The sequence below is a fragment of the Cryobacterium sp. Y29 genome (assembly GCF_002929825.1).
Taxonomy (GTDB): Bacteria; Actinomycetota; Actinomycetes; order Actinomycetales; family Microbacteriaceae; genus Cryobacterium.
On record NZ_PJJN01000030.1, the window covers coordinates 161,741 to 179,485 of the forward strand.

At 62.7% G+C, this 17,745-nt stretch carries 17 protein-coding genes; 6 read left to right on the forward strand and 11 right to left on the reverse strand.

Translation table 11 applies throughout. The features are described from left to right. Nucleotides 1–2: 2 nt before the first annotated feature. From CXY74_RS06710 to CXY74_RS06720, 3 genes are all read right to left on the reverse strand, one after another. Nucleotides 3–935 (reverse strand): transporter substrate-binding domain-containing protein, encoded by a 933-nt coding sequence (locus CXY74_RS06710; protein ID WP_104199714.1) that lies wholly within the window; start codon nucleotides 933–935, stop codon nucleotides 3–5. Between the two features lie 115 nt (nucleotides 936–1,050). After that, the gene (locus CXY74_RS06715) at nucleotides 1,051–1,911 is read right to left on the reverse strand and encodes an IclR family transcriptional regulator (RefSeq protein WP_104199715.1); all 861 of its coding nucleotides are present in this window, start codon (nucleotides 1,909–1,911) and stop codon (nucleotides 1,051–1,053) included. Beyond that, nucleotides 1,908–3,185, reverse strand: coding sequence for an amidohydrolase family protein (locus CXY74_RS06720; RefSeq protein WP_158252314.1), 1,278 nt, complete (start codon nucleotides 3,183–3,185; stop codon nucleotides 1,908–1,910). The genes CXY74_RS06715 and CXY74_RS06720 overlap by 4 nt, the downstream gene beginning before the upstream one ends. 353 nt (nucleotides 3,186–3,538) lie before the next feature. Between CXY74_RS06720 and CXY74_RS06725 the strand changes: the two genes are divergently transcribed. After that, a complete protein-coding gene (locus CXY74_RS06725) occupies nucleotides 3,539–4,897 on the forward strand; it encodes a M20/M25/M40 family metallo-hydrolase (RefSeq protein ID WP_104199717.1) in 1,359 nt (452 codons plus the stop codon). Here the strand turns inward: CXY74_RS06725 and CXY74_RS06730 are convergent. Then, nucleotides 4,894–5,136 (reverse strand): hypothetical protein, encoded by a 243-nt coding sequence (locus CXY74_RS06730; protein WP_146070075.1) that lies wholly within the window; start codon nucleotides 5,134–5,136, stop codon nucleotides 4,894–4,896. The genes CXY74_RS06725 and CXY74_RS06730 overlap by 4 nt on opposite strands. A gap of 273 nt (nucleotides 5,137–5,409) precedes the next feature. Here CXY74_RS06730 and CXY74_RS17690 point away from each other — a divergent pair, with 273 nt between their 5' ends. Then, nucleotides 5,410–6,300: a phospholipase gene (locus tag CXY74_RS17690; RefSeq protein WP_199183164.1), complete on the forward strand. Its 891-nt coding sequence runs from the start codon at nucleotides 5,410–5,412 to the stop codon at nucleotides 6,298–6,300. A gap of 353 nt (nucleotides 6,301–6,653) precedes the next feature. Then, a complete protein-coding gene (locus CXY74_RS06740) occupies nucleotides 6,654–11,504 on the forward strand; it encodes an NAD-glutamate dehydrogenase (RefSeq protein ID WP_104199768.1) in 4,851 nt (1,616 codons plus the stop codon). A gap of 76 nt (nucleotides 11,505–11,580) precedes the next feature. Here CXY74_RS06740 and CXY74_RS17540 read toward each other — a convergent pair whose 3' ends face one another. From CXY74_RS17540 to CXY74_RS06755, 4 genes are all read right to left on the reverse strand, one after another. After that, nucleotides 11,581–11,736, reverse strand: coding sequence for a hypothetical protein (locus CXY74_RS17540; protein ID WP_158252315.1), 156 nt, complete (start codon nucleotides 11,734–11,736; stop codon nucleotides 11,581–11,583). Nucleotides 11,737–11,977: 241 nt separating this feature from the next. Beyond that, the gene (locus CXY74_RS06745) at nucleotides 11,978–12,301 is read right to left on the reverse strand and encodes a hypothetical protein (protein ID WP_104199719.1); all 324 of its coding nucleotides are present in this window, start codon (nucleotides 12,299–12,301) and stop codon (nucleotides 11,978–11,980) included. A gap of 56 nt (nucleotides 12,302–12,357) precedes the next feature. Further along, the gene (locus tag CXY74_RS06750; protein WP_104199720.1) at nucleotides 12,358–12,630 is read right to left on the reverse strand and encodes a glutaredoxin domain-containing protein; all 273 of its coding nucleotides are present in this window, start codon (nucleotides 12,628–12,630) and stop codon (nucleotides 12,358–12,360) included. 49 nt (nucleotides 12,631–12,679) lie between these two features. After that, nucleotides 12,680–12,976, reverse strand: a complete 297-nt coding sequence (locus tag CXY74_RS06755; RefSeq protein ID WP_104199721.1) for a hypothetical protein — start codon at nucleotides 12,974–12,976, stop codon at nucleotides 12,680–12,682. A 62-nt stretch (nucleotides 12,977–13,038) separates the two neighbouring features. Here CXY74_RS06755 and CXY74_RS06760 point away from each other — a divergent pair, with 62 nt between their 5' ends. After that, nucleotides 13,039–13,329: a hypothetical protein gene (locus tag CXY74_RS06760; RefSeq protein ID WP_146070076.1), complete on the forward strand. Its 291-nt coding sequence runs from the start codon at nucleotides 13,039–13,041 to the stop codon at nucleotides 13,327–13,329. 77 nt (nucleotides 13,330–13,406) lie between these two features. Here CXY74_RS06760 and CXY74_RS06765 read toward each other — a convergent pair whose 3' ends face one another. Then, nucleotides 13,407–14,183, reverse strand: a complete 777-nt coding sequence (locus CXY74_RS06765; protein ID WP_104199723.1) for an ice-binding family protein — start codon at nucleotides 14,181–14,183, stop codon at nucleotides 13,407–13,409. 265 nt (nucleotides 14,184–14,448) lie between these two features. After that, complete coding sequence (locus CXY74_RS06770; RefSeq protein ID WP_104199724.1) at nucleotides 14,449–15,048, reverse strand: histidine phosphatase family protein; 600 nt, start codon at nucleotides 15,046–15,048, stop codon at nucleotides 14,449–14,451. A gap of 221 nt (nucleotides 15,049–15,269) precedes the next feature. Here CXY74_RS06770 and CXY74_RS06775 point away from each other — a divergent pair, with 221 nt between their 5' ends. Next, on the forward strand, nucleotides 15,270–16,031 hold the full coding sequence (locus tag CXY74_RS06775) for an endonuclease/exonuclease/phosphatase family protein (protein ID WP_146070077.1): 762 nt from the start codon (nucleotides 15,270–15,272) through the stop codon (nucleotides 16,029–16,031). A gap of 25 nt (nucleotides 16,032–16,056) precedes the next feature. Here CXY74_RS06775 and CXY74_RS06780 read toward each other — a convergent pair whose 3' ends face one another. Next, on the reverse strand, nucleotides 16,057–16,800 hold the full coding sequence (locus tag CXY74_RS06780) for a sulfite exporter TauE/SafE family protein (RefSeq protein WP_104199725.1): 744 nt from the start codon (nucleotides 16,798–16,800) through the stop codon (nucleotides 16,057–16,059). 129 nt (nucleotides 16,801–16,929) lie between these two features. Between CXY74_RS06780 and CXY74_RS06785 the strand changes: the two genes are divergently transcribed. Beyond that, nucleotides 16,930–17,610, forward strand: a complete 681-nt coding sequence (locus CXY74_RS06785; protein ID WP_104199726.1) for an HAD-IA family hydrolase — start codon at nucleotides 16,930–16,932, stop codon at nucleotides 17,608–17,610. The last annotated feature ends 135 nt before the right edge of the window (nucleotides 17,611–17,745 follow it).

The following is a 17,745-nucleotide window of genomic DNA, read 5'->3' on the forward strand; positions in this document are numbered from 1 at the left end:
GACTATTGCGGGTTTGCGACGAGCCAGTCGGCGTACAGGTTGATGCCGGGCTGTTCGATAATCTCTCGATCGAGACCGTACTTGGTCATGATCTTCTCGTAGTCACCATTGTCAAAGAGCACTTGAAAGCTCGCGAGTAGCGGGTCGGAGAGCTCGGAATCTTTCGGGAGCAGAGCCCCCATGAACTGACCGGCGAACCCGTTGGCAAACTCGTCGCCGACGACTTCCAACTCGCCGTTGGATTCTTTGGCCGCGTAGAACAGTGAGGCTCCGCCGGTGAAGAATGCATCCGTTCGCCCTGATCGCAAGGCCAGCACGCCGTCGGGAACGCTCGTGACACTCAGCACGGTGAGGTCCTTACCCTGCTCCTGGCACTTCACTGCCTGCGCCTCGGCGACTTTGTAAGTGGCGGCGTTGGCGAGTGCTGCCACGGTGACATCACACAATTCGTCCATGTTGGTGACGTTCTTGGGGTTGCCCTTCTCGACGAGAAAAGGCACGACCTCCTGGAGAACGTCAACGAATTCGGCGCCGGGGCGCTCCCTCGGTCCGCCGACCGAGTCGGCGTAGGGAAAGAAACCGAAGGCGTAACGTTCGGCGCTGATCGCGGCGAACGCGCCGGAAATGTCCGGCACGGTGGCGACCTCGACATCCACGCCCATGACCTCGGCGATGGCCTCCATGAGCTCGGCGCCGGCGCCGGTGTACGCGCCGGTTTTTCCGGGCGTCGTGACCCACCATGGCGGGTTTGCACCGCTCGTGACGACAGTGAGTTCGCCGGCGTCCTGAATGTTTTGGGGTAGGGCGTCGTGAATGGCTTGGTCCATGCCAGAGGACACTGTGGGTTCCGCCGGTTCGACCGCTGCGCTGCAACCGGCTAAGAGCGAGACCGAGAGGGCCATGCAGAGGGTTTTTGCGACCTGGATACGATTCATTGACAGTGTTCCATTGCTGTAGTTGATTAGGTGAACTCAACACGCCTGCGTACAGGCCTGCGCCGATCTAGTGAAAAAGACGACGGAGCGCTGGAATTGCGCGGGAGAAGCGCCGCTATTTTCGGGGGTAGCCGAGCGTTGCAGAGATACGGTGGGCGGCGCTGACGACCGAATCTCTCCACGCACCCTCGACATTGCCCGACACCCGCGACATGGCACCCCCAATTACCAGGGCCGCGATCATGTCTCCAGAATAGTCGTAGACAGGCGCCGCAACGGCCCCTGCCCCAGAATCGACCTCGCCGAGACTGAGGCTGTAACCGCGTTGGCGAATCTCCTCCAATTGTCGGCGCAACTCGGCCTCGTCGGTGATGGTGTGTTCGGTGAACGCCGGCCCCCGGTGCTTGAGCACCTGGGTCAGGCGTTGCTCGTCCTGGCCCGAGAGCAGCATCTTCTGCCCAGCCCCCGCATTAAGTGGCCGTTTTTTTCCGACATCAACTGAGATACGCAGGGAATGGGTGCTCTCAATGCGGGAGATGCAGATCGCTTCCATGCCCACCGGAGTCAGCAGATAGACCGTCTCATTGGTCTGCGCCTGCAACGCCTCCAGTTCGGGCTGCGCGGCGGCCCGCAGTGCCTCGATCGGTTGAATCGCTACTTCGCTGAGCGTGAGTAATCGACTGCCCACCCGGTAGCGGTCGCCGATACGCTGCAGAAAACCGCGCGATTCGAGGGTTTTGATCAGGCGGAACGCCTTGTTTCGGGTCACTCCAATGCGCCGGGCGATGTCGGCGACGCGCAGTTCCCGCTGCCCGTTCTCGAACTCGAGCAGGATGTCGAGGGCTGCGGCGACCGGCCCGATCGTATAGTCGGTGGCCGGGCCCGTTGCGACGGTCGGTGCCGTCGAAGCCTCCAAGGCGTCCAAGGTGTCCGAGGTGTCAGGCGCGTCCGGGGTGTCAGCGGTGTCAGTTGTCATGCAGTCACCGCGGTCGTTCGGCGACTGTGCGCATCCGCTATAGAAAGAAGTGAACCGCTCATGAACTGGCCGCCTTTCAGCACGGCAGTGCGACGGCTCGCATCCTGCAACAAGCGGATGTCCCGGTGCGGGTCGCCGTCCACGATGAGCAGGTCGGCGAACTTGCCCGCCGCGACGGTACCGACATCGGCTGACATACCCAGGCACTGGCTGGAGTGGTCGGTGGCCACCGTGACCGCTTCAGCTTCGGTCAGGCCGGCCTCGACCAGCAGTTCTAATTCCATCCCGGTGCGCCCGAATCCGTGGAACGGATTGGTATCTGTGCCCGCAGCGATGCGCACGCCGAGTCGTACGGCCCGAGCAATGCTCTCTCGATGGCGCGCAGGCATGTCGGCGGTGTGGGCGCGCACGCTGGCCTGAGACAGGGTGCTGTGCCATTCAGAGATGCACATTGTTGGAACGTACCATGTGCCGCGATCAGCCATTTCGCGCGCGCACTCTTCAGTGAGATAAGTCCCGTGCTCAATGGTATCGACCCCGGCCCGGACGGCCAGGATCGCGCCGGGGTCGCCGTGGGCATGTGCGCACACCGGGATCCCCTCGATGTGCGCCTCGTCCACGATGGCGGCGAGTTCCTCCGAGGTGAACAACGGGCGGTGCGGTCGTCGTGCGGCAAACGTCATGCTCCCCGTCATCGCAACCTTGATGACATCCGCGCCCATGCGAATAACCTCTCGAACCTTGGCCCGAGCAGCCACCGGGCCGTCGCACCAGGGTTCGGGCAGACCGGGCCAGATCTCGTACCGCCCGCGGGAGTTGATTGCGCCGCCCGACACCGGATGGTGATCCATTAGCGAGTTGGTCGGCGACACAATGATCAGCGAGGTCTGCAAACGCGGACCGGGAATGACTCCGCGGTCAATGGCGTCGACGAAGCCGCGTTCCAGACCCCCGAGGTCGCGGGCCGTAGTGATTCCAGCCTCCACCGTCACTTTCAGGGCCGCCACGGTCTGGGACACCAACAGTCCGAGCGGTTCCGGGTGCGTGACAAGGCTCTGCGCCCACGCTGCATGGTGCGTGTGGCAGTCGATCAGGCCAGGCATCAGGGTGGCGCCGCCCAGATCGACGACCTCGACGGTGACGGGAAGGGGGCGATCGTCGGTCACCTCGACGATACGTTCGCCGTCGATAATCACGGTCGACCGCTCGCGGGCCGGGCTGCCAGTGCCATCGATCAGACGAGCGTTGACAAGGGCACGCAGCTGGGTGGTCATGAAATGGGCTCGTTTCGGGAGGGTGAAAGAAGAGTGGATGCGCGGGCCTGGTTTCGCGCACTCGCCAGCGTCGACCGCCGCATCGTGCCTGGTGTAGATGGCGGAGTTTCGTAGGACAAAGGGATTGTCTAAATTGTATCGCTGCATAGACAGTTGATCTATATGATAAACACGAGTGGCCATTAATGCTCGCCGTGAGGGGTTGCGCAAATGTTGATGACAGAACATGAACGGGAGATTTTCCTCTCGGGGGTGGCTGAAGAGCCATTGGGGGAGGTGCGGGACATGAAGACAACAACTCCCCAGTTTGAGCAGCCATACGGTCTACCGGAACCGATCGGGCCCGTGACATCATGACCATCGAGGATGTCTACGCCCACATTGATGCGGGATTTGCCGCAGCGCTCGACGAACTCGCCCGTCTTGTCCGCATCGCCGGCGTGAGTGCTCAGCCCACGGATGACCTTGTCGTGTGCGCCCAGGTCGTGCTGAACAGTGTCTGTGCAAGTGGTCTGCGCGCCCACCTGATCGAGGGCTATGGACCGCCGGCGGTGTACGGCGAACGCATCGTCGACCCCGGTTTGCCGACCGTGCTCATTTACGGGCACTACGACGTGCAACCGGCAGATTTTGACGCGCACTGGCAGCATGATCCGTTCGAGTCAACCATTCGAGACGGCCGCATGTACGGGCGTGGTACCAGCGACAACAAGGGCCAGCACCTCGCACAGCTCTGCGCGCTCCGTGCTGTACTTGCCGCCCACGGCGAGCTGCCGGTGAATGTGAAGGTGCTCATTGAGGGCGAGGAAGAGATCGGAAGCCCGCATCTGGCCGAACTCGTGCGCGATAATCGAGACCTGTTGGCGGCCAATCTCGTCATCACCTCGGATGGTCCCGTTCATCGCAGCGGCACTCCGCAGCTCGTTCTCGGCACTCGCGGACAGCTCGGCGTTGAGCTGCGCACCCGTGGTGCGAACCGGGAGGCGCACTCTGGCAGCCTCGGCGGGCTGCTGCCCGACGCCGCCCAGCATCTCGTACAGGCGCTGGCGACGCTGTGGCAACCCAGTGGTGAGATCGCCGTTGCAGGCTTTTTCGATGACGCGCTGCCCCCGACGCGAACCGAAAGCGCGAATCTGGCAGGGTTGCCCCTCGACCTGAACGATCACTTGACGGACTTCGGCATTTTCGAGCTTCCCGAACCGGCGGGAATCGGCTATTACGAACGGTTGATGCTGCAGCCGACCATGACCATCACCGGTCTGGCTAGCGGCTATACCGGACCAGGGATGAAAACAGTCATTGCCAACGGCGCCCGAGCGCACCTTGATATGCGGCTGGTACCCGGGCAGAAACCCAATGAAATATATCGGTTGCTCGAGGCGCATCTGGCGGTGCATGCTCCGGATGTCGAGCTGACCCGGCTCAGCTCGGTTCCACCATCGCGCACGGCGCATGGCAATCGCTACGTCGCGATCGTGGCTGGTGCAGTAGAGCGTGCGACCGGCGTGGCTCCCTTCATCGTGCCGAGCCTGGGCGGCTCGCTGCCGAACTTCGTCTTCACGGATATCCTGGGCATTCCCTCAATTCTCGTGCCCTATGCCAATCCGGACCAGAACAATCACGCCGCGAACGAGAATTTCGAGCTGTCGCGGTTCAAAGACGGGATGAGAATTTTTGCCACCATACTCGACCACGTCGCCCGCGCGAACTAGTCGAGTTGCAGCGCGAGGCGCAAAGCATCGTCGATCTGGTCGAGTTCTGTTCGGCTGAAGTGGCCCACCAGTATGCCGAGGCGCTCGGGCGCGACGGCCGAAGTCTGCTCGAACGGAAACGTGCGCCTGAAACAGGAACGCATCCAATGGAATCTCGCGTTGGAGCGCTTGCTCGCTAAAATTCGTGCAAAATAATTTTCGGTTTTTTTCAGCCTGAAGATCGCGCTCCACTCGGTCATTATATCGACCGATACGACGATGATCAGGCTAAACGTTCCGTCGTAACTATGAATGAACCCACCAGCAGTCGCAAAGTATGCCATGACGGAACGCGCGTGACCGAAAATCAGGGGTTTCGGAGAATATCGTGAGGTTTTGTTCAAAAAGGCCGGGCATGCTGGCGGCCTTGTCCGTGCCACCCCGAAGTGCACGGACCAAAAACCCAGCGAACGGGCGTACCTAGCGCCCATCATTCGCGCCAGATGAAGGATATGCGCCCAAAAAACACGGAAATGCCTCATGCCCACGTTGCCCTCAAAAACACTCATATTCACCGTAAGCGCCGCAAACCGCGAACCCGCCGACACGAGATCGTCGCGGCGACCGGTACCCTACTCGTTATTGCCGGTCTGGTCGCCAGCAGCGGATTCGTCGCCCAATCGGCCGATGCCAGGCAAGACAGCGTCGCCGCCACGACCATACTCACCGAAAGTACGGGACTGCAGAGCGATCAACTCGACTTCTACGTGCAGCGCGGTGAGACGATCACTCGCGATAACGCATCCGTTGCCCTGAGCGCGGCCCACGTCGTCATCGCTGCCAGTCAAAGCAAAGTGGATGCCACCACTCTCACCTCGGTGGCCAGCTCCCTTGCCAGCTACGCGGTCCTGCCGATCGAGCGGGTGGAATCGCTCACGGCCGAGGCGAAGGCGGAGACCGCGTCGGTCGCTGCCGCCACGGCTGAAGTAGACCGCGTCGCCGCCGAGGCTGCTGCGGTGGCTGCTGCGGCCGCGGCTGCTGAAGCAGCAGCGCAAGCCGCGGCGCAGGCAGCGGCCGAAGCCGCTCGCGTGCAATCCCTCGCCGGCGGTAACTCCGTTGACGGTGCGCGCGCCACAGCGCGTTCGATGGCCGCCTCGCAGTACGGCTGGGGTGAGGACCAGTTCAGCTGCCTCGATCGGTTGTGGCAGAAGGAATCGGGCTGGAACTACGCGGCCATGAATTCCAGCAGTGGTGCGACCGGAATTCCTCAGGCACTTCCCGGTAGCAAGATGGCGTCGGCCGGCAACGACTGGGCTACCAACGCCACCACGCAGATCACCTGGGGTCTCGGCTACATCAAGGCCTCGTCCTACGGAACGCCGTGTGCGGCCTGGTCGCACTCGCAGTCTGTCGGCTGGTACTGAAGCGCTAGTGGTCGGAGGTTTACGCCCCGGTCACGACCGAATCGACGAGCAGCAGGTTCTTTCTAAGTGGCCGGCCGCAGGTTCTGCGGCGACCAGACAGGGTGCAGGGCCCGGCGCTACGATGGGCATATAAGGACTCCATGATTGAGTTCGGCGAGGCACACCGATGTGCCCGTCGCAGGAGCCCGCACTCAGAGTTCGTCTGTGTTCACAGTGCGCTGATTGTTGTTCGTAGGCTGCCCGGTCATTGCCGTGCCGGATTCCCACCCGGGAATGCCGGCAGTGGCCGGTAGCCCGTGAGCGTGAACAAGCCGCACCAGCACGGCGATGAATTTGATGGAGGCGTTTTTTCAATGTCGTCTGGTTTCACCCGAACGGGTCCGTCGCCGTCGGATCTATCCCCATCAGGCCCAACGCTCGAAACGTTCATCGTTGATTACTATGAGCATCTGACAGACGAAGATGCGGCGGTCTATGCCCCTGAGCTTCTGGGAGCTCGGGCGCGTACCCATTGGCGAGTCGCGCAGCGACGGGTACCCAAGACCGCGGCCGTCGAGATCCACAATGAATCCGGTCGGAGTGTCGTCTATATCGTCACCGACGACATGCCTTTTCTCGTCGACTCGGTCACGGCTGAGCTGGTGCGCCAGCACTCCGCCATTCACCTGGTCGTGCACCCCCTCCTCATCGTCGCGCGCAGCAAGGCCACGAACGACCTCGTCGATATCAACCGCATCCCGGCCAGCGTCGGCGTCTCCAGTGCCGGCGTCTCCAGTGGTGACACCTCGGCCATGCCCAATATCGCCCACCTGATCGCGACCGGTGATGATGCCTCACACCTCGAGTCCTGGATCGCCATCGAGATCGACAGCGCGAGCGACGATGAGCAGGCCAGCCTCATCGCCGGGCTGGCTGCTGTGCTCAGCGACGTGCGGGCCGCGGTCGAAGACTGGCCGCTCATGCGCACCAAGGCCATGCAGATCGCACTAGCGCTCGACACAATCGTTGATGGCGAGCACATCAAAGACCTTCACCAGACCCAGCAGCTTTTGCAGTGGCTCGACGAGGGCAATTTCGCTTTTCTCGGTTACCGCGAATACAACCTCGAAACGCAGGGCGGTGAGGACGTGCTCACTCTCGTCGAGGGCAGCGGCCTCGGCCTGCTGCGTTCCGCCGACGACCGTCACCAGATCCAGCACCTGACAGATGCCGGCCGTCACAAGGCGCGCGAGCGTACCGCCCTGGTGATAACCAAGGCCAACTCGCGGTCCACCGTGCACCGTCCCGCCTACTTCGACTACATCGGAATCAAGAGTTTCGATGCCGCCGGCGAGGTCGACGGTGAGCAGCGGTTTATCGGCCTGTTCGCTGCGAGTGCGTACACCAGCTCGGTCACCGCAGTTCCGGTGCTGCGCGAGAAGGTCGAGGCTGTCATGACCGAGGTCGGTTTTCCGCCCGAGTCGCACAGCGGAAAAGACTTGCTCGGCATCATGGAAACGTATCCTCGTGACGAGCTCTTCCAGATCGAGGTGCCCGCCCTCGTCACAGCGTCGCTCGCGATTCAGCGTTTGCAGGAGCGTCGTCGTACCCGTCTGTTTCTGCGACCCGATATTTACGGCCGGTTCATGTCGGCGCTGGTCTATCTTCCGCGTGACCGCTACAACACCGGCGTGCGACTGCGCATCGAGAAAGAACTACAAGAGACGTTCAACTCGGAGTCGCTCGATTTTGAAGCGCGAATGACCGAATCTGCGCTGGCGCGATTGTTTTATCGCATCCGCCTACCCAAAGATGTCCTGGCGGACTCCGTCGATATCGCGGCGCTGGAACAACGCCTGGCCAGAGCCGTTCGATCCTGGCCCGAGGGGATCAGTGACGAACTGTGCAAGACACACTCGGTCGACGATGCGGAGCGGTTGGCCGACATGTGGGCCAACGCATTTCCCGCCAGTTACCGGGTCGACTACGAAATTACTGACGCGCTGCAAGATATCGGGCGATTCGAGGCCTGTGCCGCGAAAATCAGCCGCCCCGGGCTGTACGTGTACCTGCCCAGGACGGCTGGTGACCCGGGCGAAGACGCCCGCATCAAGCTCTACATGACCGAACCGAAAAGCCTCAGCCAGATTCTGCCTTTTCTGCAGAACCTCGGCATCGAGGTGCTCGATGAGGTGCCGTTTGAAATTCAGGCCACCGATGAGCGCCGCTTCTACCTCTACGACCTCGGCCTGCACTACCCGGCCGGAGTCGACCCGGTCGCGACCGGCGCGCTGCTGGCAGACTCCTTCGGCGCGGCCATCAGCGGCGCCATCGAATCCGACAGCCTCGACCGCCTGGTCTTACAAGACGGATTGCCCTGGCACCGCGTGGTCATTCTTCGCAGCTACGCCAAGTACCTGCGCCAGATCGGCAACACCAACTCCTACGGTTTCGTCGCGAACGCCCTGCTGGCTAACCCGGCCGTCACGCGCGGCCTCGTTGCCCTGTTCGAGGCCCGATTCGATCCGGACCTGGCCGACGACGAGCGGATGCTTCGCGTCGCTGACGTACGCGAACAGCTGCGGGTGGCAATGGAGCAGGTCGCCACCCTTGACGCCGACCGGGTGCTGCGCACGCTCATCACCCTGATCGAAGCGTCGCTGCGCACGAATTTCTTTCAGCACAAGCCTTATCTCAGCATCAAACTCGACCCGTCACAGATCGCGCAAATGCCCTCACCCAGGCCCATGTACGAAATCTGGGTGTACTCGCCGCGCGTGGAAGGTGTGCACCTGCGCTTTGGCAAGGTAGCCCGCGGCGGGCTGCGCTGGTCCGACCGCCGTGAGGACTTCCGTACCGAGGTGCTCGGCCTGGTCAAGGCCCAAACGGTCAAGAACGCCGTCATCGTCCCTACCGGCGCCAAGGGCGGATTCTTCGCCAAGAAGCTACCCGACCCCGGTCGTGACCGTGCGGCCTGGATGGCCGAGGGTATTGATAGCTACAAGACCTTCATTCGTGGACTGCTCGACCTGACCGACAACCTGGTGGCCGACGTCGATGGCGAACACGTCGTTGCACCGCACCGGGTGGTGCGGCATGACGACGACGACAGCTATCTTGTCGTCGCCGCTGACAAGGGCACGGCATCCTTCTCCGACATCGCCAATGGGCTGGCCGCCGAGTATGGTTTCTGGCTCGGCGACGCTTTCGCCTCCGGTGGTTCGGTCGGCTACGACCACAAGGAGATGGGCATCACCGCCAAGGGAGCGTGGGAGTCGGTCAAGCGCCACTTCAGCGAACTCGGTGTTGACACTCAAACCGAAGACTTCACCGTCGTCGGTGTCGGCGATATGTCCGGTGACGTGTTCGGCAATGGCATGCTGCTGTCCAAGCACACCAAACTCGTCGCGGCTTTCGATCACCGGCACATTTTTCTCGACCCCAACCCCGATCCGGCGCTCTCTTTCACAGAACGCACCCGGTTGTTCGAGCTGCCGCGCTCATCCTGGGCCGACTACGGGACCGATCTGATCAGCGCCGGTGGTGGCGTCTTCCCTCGCCAGGCCAAGGTCGTTCCCATCTCGGCTGAGGTGCAGGTCGTGCTCGGGCTGCCAGAGGGGACCAGCCAGCTGAGCCCGCCGGAATTGCTGCGGGCGATTTTGCTGGCGCCCGCTGACCTGCTCTACAACGGCGGCATCGGCACCTACGTCAAAGCGAGCAATGAATCGGCTGCGCAGGTTGGCGATAAAGCCAACGACGGCATTCGGGTCGACGGCAGGGACCTGCGGGTCAAGGTCGTCGGGGAGGGCGGCAACCTCGGGTTCACTCAACTCGGCCGCATCGAAGCCGCGCTTGCCGGAGTCATCCTCAACACCGACGCGATCGACAACTCGGCCGGGGTGGACTGCTCCGACCACGAAGTCAACATCAAGATCTTCGTGGACCGAATGGTCGCAGCCGGCAAACTCGACCCGGCCGAGCGGGCCGGGTTCCTCGCCGAGATGACCGACGAGGTCGGGCGGCTGGTGCTGGTGGACAACGTCGACCAGAATATTCTGCTGCTCAACGACCGCATGCTCGTGAACAACTGGAGCCCGAGCTACGAGCGCCTCATGAACTGGCTTGAAGAATCGGGAGATCTGCAGCGCGAGCTGGAGGCTTTACCGACGACAGCAACGCTGCGGGAGCGTCTGGACCGCGGGCAGGGACTGACCAGCCCCGAGCTGAGCGTGCTGGCCGCCTACGCCAAGATCGAGCTGGCTACCGCGCTGCGGGGCAGCGACCTGGCTGATGACCCGTGGTTCGGTCGTACGCTGCGCGGATACTTCCCGAAGCACCTGTCCGAACGTTTCGATGCTGAGCTGGACACGCATCCGCTTCGCCGGGAGATTATCGCGACGATCGTCGCGAACGACATGATCAATCTCGGCGGCATCACCTTTGCTTTCCGTGCGATGGAGGAGACCTCGGCTAACTCGGCGACGATCGCGCGTGCTTTCGTGGCTCTGCGCGAGGTTTTCGACCTCGACTCGATGGTCGACGAACTCAACGCGTTGCCATCGTCGTTCCCGACCAAGAAATGGACGTCGATCCACCTGGACATTCGCCGTCTGCTCGACCGTGCCGTGCGTTGGCAGGTCAATCAGGGCACCAGCATGCCCGTCGGCGCGGTCATTGTCGCGTACAAGCCGCAGATCGCGCTCGTGCGCGCGCACCTCGGCGACTACCTGCAGGGTGCCGATCGCGGGCGCCTCGAAACGCAGGAACAGAAGGCCAGGGAGTGGGGTCTGCCGGACGACCTCGGTCGCCGCTGGTCGGAATTGTTCGAAGCGTACGCTCTGCTTGATGTGGCCATGATCGCGGCCAGGGCGAACGTGCAGGTCACCCGGGTCGCCGAAATCTATTACACGATCTACAACCGTTTCGGCGTCGACAATCTGCTCGAGCGCATCACCAAGCTGCCGCGCAAGGACCGCTGGCAGGCCCTCGCCCGCGCAGCTCTCCGCGACGACCTCTACTCGACCGTCGCAGACATGACGCGGTCCGTGCTCGACGAAACACATGCCGGAACTGCCGACGAGCGCCTCCTCGCTTGGGAAGAACTGAACGCCGAACAGCTCGGCCGGGCCCGTAGCGTGTTTGACGAGGTCAATTCGCTCGCGCAAGACGACATGGCGTCGCTTTCGGTCGCCGTACGCCTGCTGCGTTCCATCGTGCGCCGCTGAGCATCCGGTGACGGCGGGTGCGACTCAGCGTGGCTAACGCTGCTGGTTGGCGCCCCGGCGGTCCTGACACCGGCGCTCAGGCATCCCAGCCGCGCGCCGGGAGATTGTCGAGCCAGTCCTCGAGCGGGGTCGAGGTAATCGTGCCGCTGCCGAGTGGGGGGCCGTGCGCTGGCGGCACGCGAGACGATGATTGCTGATCGAATTCGACGACCGGAGTGATGGTCACAGTCATCGGCGGAAGAGCTATTCCAACGGAGGTCCATGCCTCGCCGGACAACCTGCTGATCGGATGTAGGTACGTGTGAAACATCAAAACCCCTGACTCGATGCGGTCAAAACCGCTACCGGGGTCTGGGGTAACACTCAAACGCTACGCGTAAAGGTGTCAAAACATCAAGAGTTCTGCATTAACGGTAGGAGAACTCGCCGCCAAAAATGCCAGTAACCTCTGCCCGAGAGAGCGCCGGGTACGGCTAGGGCAGGGAGGCAATCACAATGGCGGCGGCCATCCAAAGTGGCATCGCTAAGACCATGAGTCCGAGGCCGACCCATTGCAGCCGCGCGTACGGTCGATTGATGCCGCCGCGATTACGAGTGCGCACAATATCGACCACCGAGATGACCATGCCGACGAACATGAGTGGAGAAACCGAAAGCAGCACAAGAACGTTGAGCGGGTCATCGCGCACAGACGAGCACACTGCGACGCCTGGCACGCAGTAGATGACGAACAGTGCCGCGCTGATCCAGAGCGAAATGGGAATGTGCCGCGTCGAAGTCGTGATAGTTGCGTGCATGATGCGACCCCCGTTAGTGCCTGCGATTTCTGACAGTAGCACGGGGTGAGGCTGGGTCAGACTGTGTAGCCGAGTTGGGTGAGCCTGGTGCGCACCTCGGCGTCGCTCGGCTCGACCAGGTGCGTGTCGTCGGGAAACACGATAACGGGAATGTTGGTGCGCCCGCTAATGGCGCGGGCGCGGTCGGCGCCGTCCTCGACGAGGAGCAGATCGACGTAGTCGTAGTCCACCTCGAGGCGGTCGAGCAGCGACTTGGAACGACGGCAATCGCTGCACCACTGCGCTCCATACATCGTGATGCGCGACGCGGTGGCAGTCGATTCAGTCATATCTCCGAGTGTAAGCGGCGCACCTGAGCGTCGTGGATGGGCGTGTACTTTAGTCGTGCAGGTGGTCGACCTGCCAGCCGGTGGATTGCTCGAGCAGATCCAGAATGTTCTGAGCGGATGCCCGCGCTTCGGCCTGGCCGCGCACGTCCACCACGTCGATGGTCAGGGGCAGGCTTTCGCCGAACTTGGGAATCTCCACGTCAATCCGGCCGCCGTCGGGCAGCGCGATGAAAGCGTGCGCTCCAGCCGGGTTCTCGACGTTCGTACCGAGGGCGGTAGCGATGGCCGCGAGGGCATCGGGCTTGGTGCGCTGAACCTGGGCGATGATCGTGGCAGTGAACGTCATGGGGCTCCGAATGTGAGGGGTTGAGGACTCGTTCAGTAAAGCAGTACCCGTACCCTGAATCCATGCCTTCTTATCGCGTCACCATGAGTATCGAATCCCTGCACCCGGGAACCATGCCTGCTTCGGTCGTGCCCCGGGCGGCGGCTGCGGCCGCCGAATTCACCACGGTGGAAGCATCCGATCTGACGATCGTCGCCGGTGCAGCCCGGGTCATCGTGCGTTTCACGGCGGATGACTCGGCGTCGGCACTGCAGATCGGCGCCCACGTCGTGGCAGATTTGCGGGTCGTCGCCGAGTTGCGGGCGTCGCTGATCACCGAGCGAGTCAAAGGAACCTGGGTGCCGGTGCACTGACCTCGACGTTCGTGCGGTGTCGCACGCGGGCGCGGGCGACACGAAGTCGGCCGCGCCCGTGTGCATATTTTGCGAAGCTACTCGACGGGCGCGGTGACCGTGTTGCTCTGCAGCGTGACGGCCGTCTGGGCCAGGAGGCGTCCGTTGATGGTCGCTCCAGTCTTCATGGCGATCATCGTCTGGCTGAGGATGGTGCCTTCGAAGTGCGCGGTCGTGCCGATGGCGACGGATCCGGCAACCTGCCAGAACACGTTCTTCGCCTGCACGCCGCCGGCGAGAATGACGTTCTGAGCTGAAGCCTGTTCCAGGTCCTGGGAGATCTGAAAGATGAAGACGTCATCCGCGGTGCCGGTGAGGGTGACGTCGGTGGAGATGTTCACGTTGGTGCCCCACTTGTAGAGGCCCTGGGTGAGGGTCAGGCCACCGATTTCGCCGGCGCCCAGGTTGATGAAGTCCGGAGTGGTGCGCCCGGCGGCATCGGTGTAGGCGATCTCGAGGTCGCTGACGGCCTCGGTGAGGTACGTGGCATCGGTCACGATGCAGGAGGGGCCCTCGGCGTCCACGCTGTAAATCGTGCCATTGGTCACCTCCGGGCAGGTGACGTGAATAGCGGCTCCCGTGATGGGGCTCGCTCCGACGTTTCCGCTGATCGCGGATGTGTAGACATCCGTGATGCCGGACTTCGAGAGGATAGCAAAGGTGCCGGCCTCTCCAAGGTCGACCACGGCGCGCGGTGCGGGCTCGGATGCGACGGCTCCGCCGACTCCGATGCTGCCCACTCCGATGATGCCGACGACCAGGAGGGCGCCGAGAAGTCGCTTGCGCGACGATGAAAGCTGTGTGAACGAACTCATATTTTTTTCCCTCTCCAAAGACCCGCACGATGCGGGTCGAGGCAGGGCCACGTGCTGATATGGCCGCCGGTGCTGCACACCGGGCTTCTCCCGTTGACCGGGCTCGCGAGTAGGTGACGCCCCCAAGCCCCAACTGTCGTGCCCTCCGGGCGCAATACGCACATACGTTCGTGCGCCCCCACGACAATGATTCCAACGAATAGAATCTGTCTAACCCCAGACTAGGGGTAGTACGGCCGTTTGCCGTGCTTCGTTCGCCGTACGACTAGACGATAGGGTCCATCGAGCTCAGGTGCGAGGAGTCGTTCCACATCTGCAACACGCGGTTCTCGCGCTCCCAACCGAGCGTTGACACGGTTGCGGTGCCGAGGCTCAGGCTCTTGCCCGCGACGGCGGGCAGGCCCATCCAGCGCGCGGTCATAATGCGCAGAAAGTGTCCATGGGCGAAAATGGCCACCCGGCCCTCGGCTGCGAGGCAGGCGTCGATGGCGAGATCGGCCCGTGCGCCCACTTCCTCCACGGATTCACCACCCACAATAGGATCACCCCACACGGTCCAGCCCGGAATTTCCGAGCGGATGTCCGCGGTTCGGCGTCCCTCGTACACCCCGTAATCCCATTCCAGTACGTCGTCGGTGGCCACGCCCTGCGCGCCGTAACCGGCCCGTTCCATGGTTTCCCAGGCACGCACCAGCGGGCTCGAGTAGACCCGATCGAAGTGTCGACCGTCCAGCATCTCGCCGAGAGCATCCCCTTGACGGCGCCCGAAGTCGGTCAGTGGAATGTCGGTGCGCCCGGTGTGCTGACCGGAGATGCTCCACTCGGTCTGCCCGTGGCGAATAAGAACGATGTCGTTCTGGGTCATGCGGCTCCCTCGCGTGTGCCGCAGGAACGCGGCCGACCAAGTCTATGTTTCGTGCGCCGGGCAGCCCCGACCGGGAACGCCTCGGCGTCGACCCTTCGGTCCGAAAAAGTCGGCAGGCTGGATGCCACCTGCGCATGTGTGAACTGACCCCGGATGTTCAATTTCGACCCCGGTGAGAGTCGTAGGCTGGAGGTCTAGCCATTGAGTCTGAGACGGGTGCCATGAGGGTCATTAGTTACAACCTCCGCAAGAACCGTGCCAGCGGCGAACTCGTCGCCCTGGCCGAACGGTACAGTCCCAACATTCTCTGCCTGCAGGAATGCAACACCATCGATCTGCCGGCCGAGGTCGGAAACCTCCATCTAGCCGATTCGACTCATCGCAATCGCCTCGGCCTGGCCATCTACTATCGCAGGGACCGCTTCACGGCGATCAGGACGCAGACCTTCGCGCTCAAGAAGTCGCTGCACGACCGTGTCGCCGCGCCCGCGCACGAGCGCCTGATCGCCACTCGCCTGATTGATAATGTCGCGCAGCGGGAGTTCGTCGTGGCATCGTTTCACGCAGCGCCGCTGACCGCGCTCAATTCTCTGCGCCGCAACCAGATTCGCAGCGCCCACGAAGAGTTGAGCGTTCTGGGCCCCGGCCTGCCGACCCTCATGGTCGGCGACTATAACTATCCCATCTTCCAGGGCAAGCTCGGTAATAAGGTGAACCAGTCCGGCTACGATCTCACGCTCAGCGATACGCGCACGTACACCCGTTATAAGTTCTTTCGCGGACACTTCGACCTGGCGACCTCGATGGGCTTGATAATTTCCAATGTCGAGACCCTCCCGCAGGGCACCTCAGATCACATGCCCATTCTGGTAACGGCTACCTATTCCGACGAACCTAGGATGCAGACGGATGCCGCACATCACCTTGCCAACCCGGCCGCCTCCGAGTCGGTGTCCATCGAGCGCGCCGACTTCACCATCTGAGGTAGTGGCCAAACCGCCGCACGCCTTAGACGAGCAGCTCGATTATTCCGCGCGCGATGGTTGCGAACGACCCGAGATAGGCAACGATTACGAGCAGGCGGCGGGCTACGTGCGGCTCGACCACAATGGCCAGCCGGTCACCGATGATGAGTCCCACGATGCAGGCGCATCCGATGAGCACCCAGACCGGCACGGGCAACTGGGGCAGGTCGGCCGATCCCAGGGCGAATTTTGAGGCCAGGGACGCCAGCCCGATCGTGAGAAAGTACGGTTGCATGGTCGCGGCGAAGGACCGCTGCGGCCATGCAGTGGCAATCGCGTAAATGCTCACCGCCGGACCGCCGACGCCGGCCGTCGTGTTCATGAACCCGCTGGTCATGCCGGCCATCACGCGAAAACCGAGTCGGTCGCGCACAACGACCCGGCCGAGATTCACCGATATGGTCAGACCGGCTGCCACGAGTACGCCGATCGAAATTTCGAGCCAGGATAACGGAATGAACTGCAAAACGTAGGAGCCGGGCACGATGCCGACGACGGCGCAGAGCGCCAGAACTATGTAGCGCCGCCAGTCCACCTGCCGAAATACTCGCGTCAAGATGATGCTCGCCGTGAGCACCCCGCACACGTTGACCACGATGACGCCGTCAACCGGCCCGAGCAATAAAACCAGAAAAGGCGCCGCTACCAGGGCGAAGCCCATGCCCGTGATGCGCTGCATGCTCGACCCCACCAGCACGGCCACAATCACCAGAACGGTCGTCCACACGTCAAGGTCTCCCAGTTCGGTTGTTGCTATCCACGATACCGGCCCGGGCCGCACCGAATGGCGTCGGTGATGCTGGGTGGCCTACCGTTGACACATCGGCAGGTAGCCGGCGCGACGAAAGGACAACGGATGCCCGACCTCAGTTTTGCCACCGAGAACGTTTTGCAGGGGCGCACCTTCGACGCCGTACTGTTCGACATGGACGGCACCCTCATCGATTCCACGCCGGCGGTCGACCGTTCGTGGGCCGTGTGGAGCCGGGAATGGGGCGTGGCCAAGGACGAAACCGCCCACGGTCGCCCGGCGCGCGACATCATCGCAGAACTCGTGCCGGCCGCCCGCGTCGACGAGGCAATCGACCGCATTCTCGCCCTCGAAACCGCTGACACCCAGGACATCACCGTGTTGCCCGGCGCCGCAGCACTCCTGAACAGCCTGCCGGAGAGTCGACGGGCGATCGTCACGTCCTGCGCGCGGCCACTGGCGGTCGCACGGCTGGCGGCATCCGCTTTGGTGGCACCGAGCGTGATCGTGACCATCGATGACACCCCGCGCGGCAAACCGTTCCCTGAACCGTTTCTGGAGGGAGCCGCGCGGCTCGGCGTCGACCCACGCCGGTGTCTGGTGATCGAGGATGCGCCCGCCGGGTTGCAGGCCGGCCGCGCCGCTGGCTGCACCACGATCGGAGTCGCCGGAACCTATCCAGCGGGCGAACTCGAGGCCGACCTCGTCGTGCCCGGGCTCGATCATCTGCGCATTGACTGCACTGACGACGGTCTCATTGTTCGGTTCGAGTTGCCGAAAAACTAAAGAACGGTCAGCGCTGCCACCCAAATGAACGTAACGTTAATGGGCGGTATGTGCGTTCGGCTTTTCCGAGTGGCGCGAGCCGCGTAACGAAAGGTTTTTCCCTCTTGGACGACGAATGCATCCATGGACTCGAGG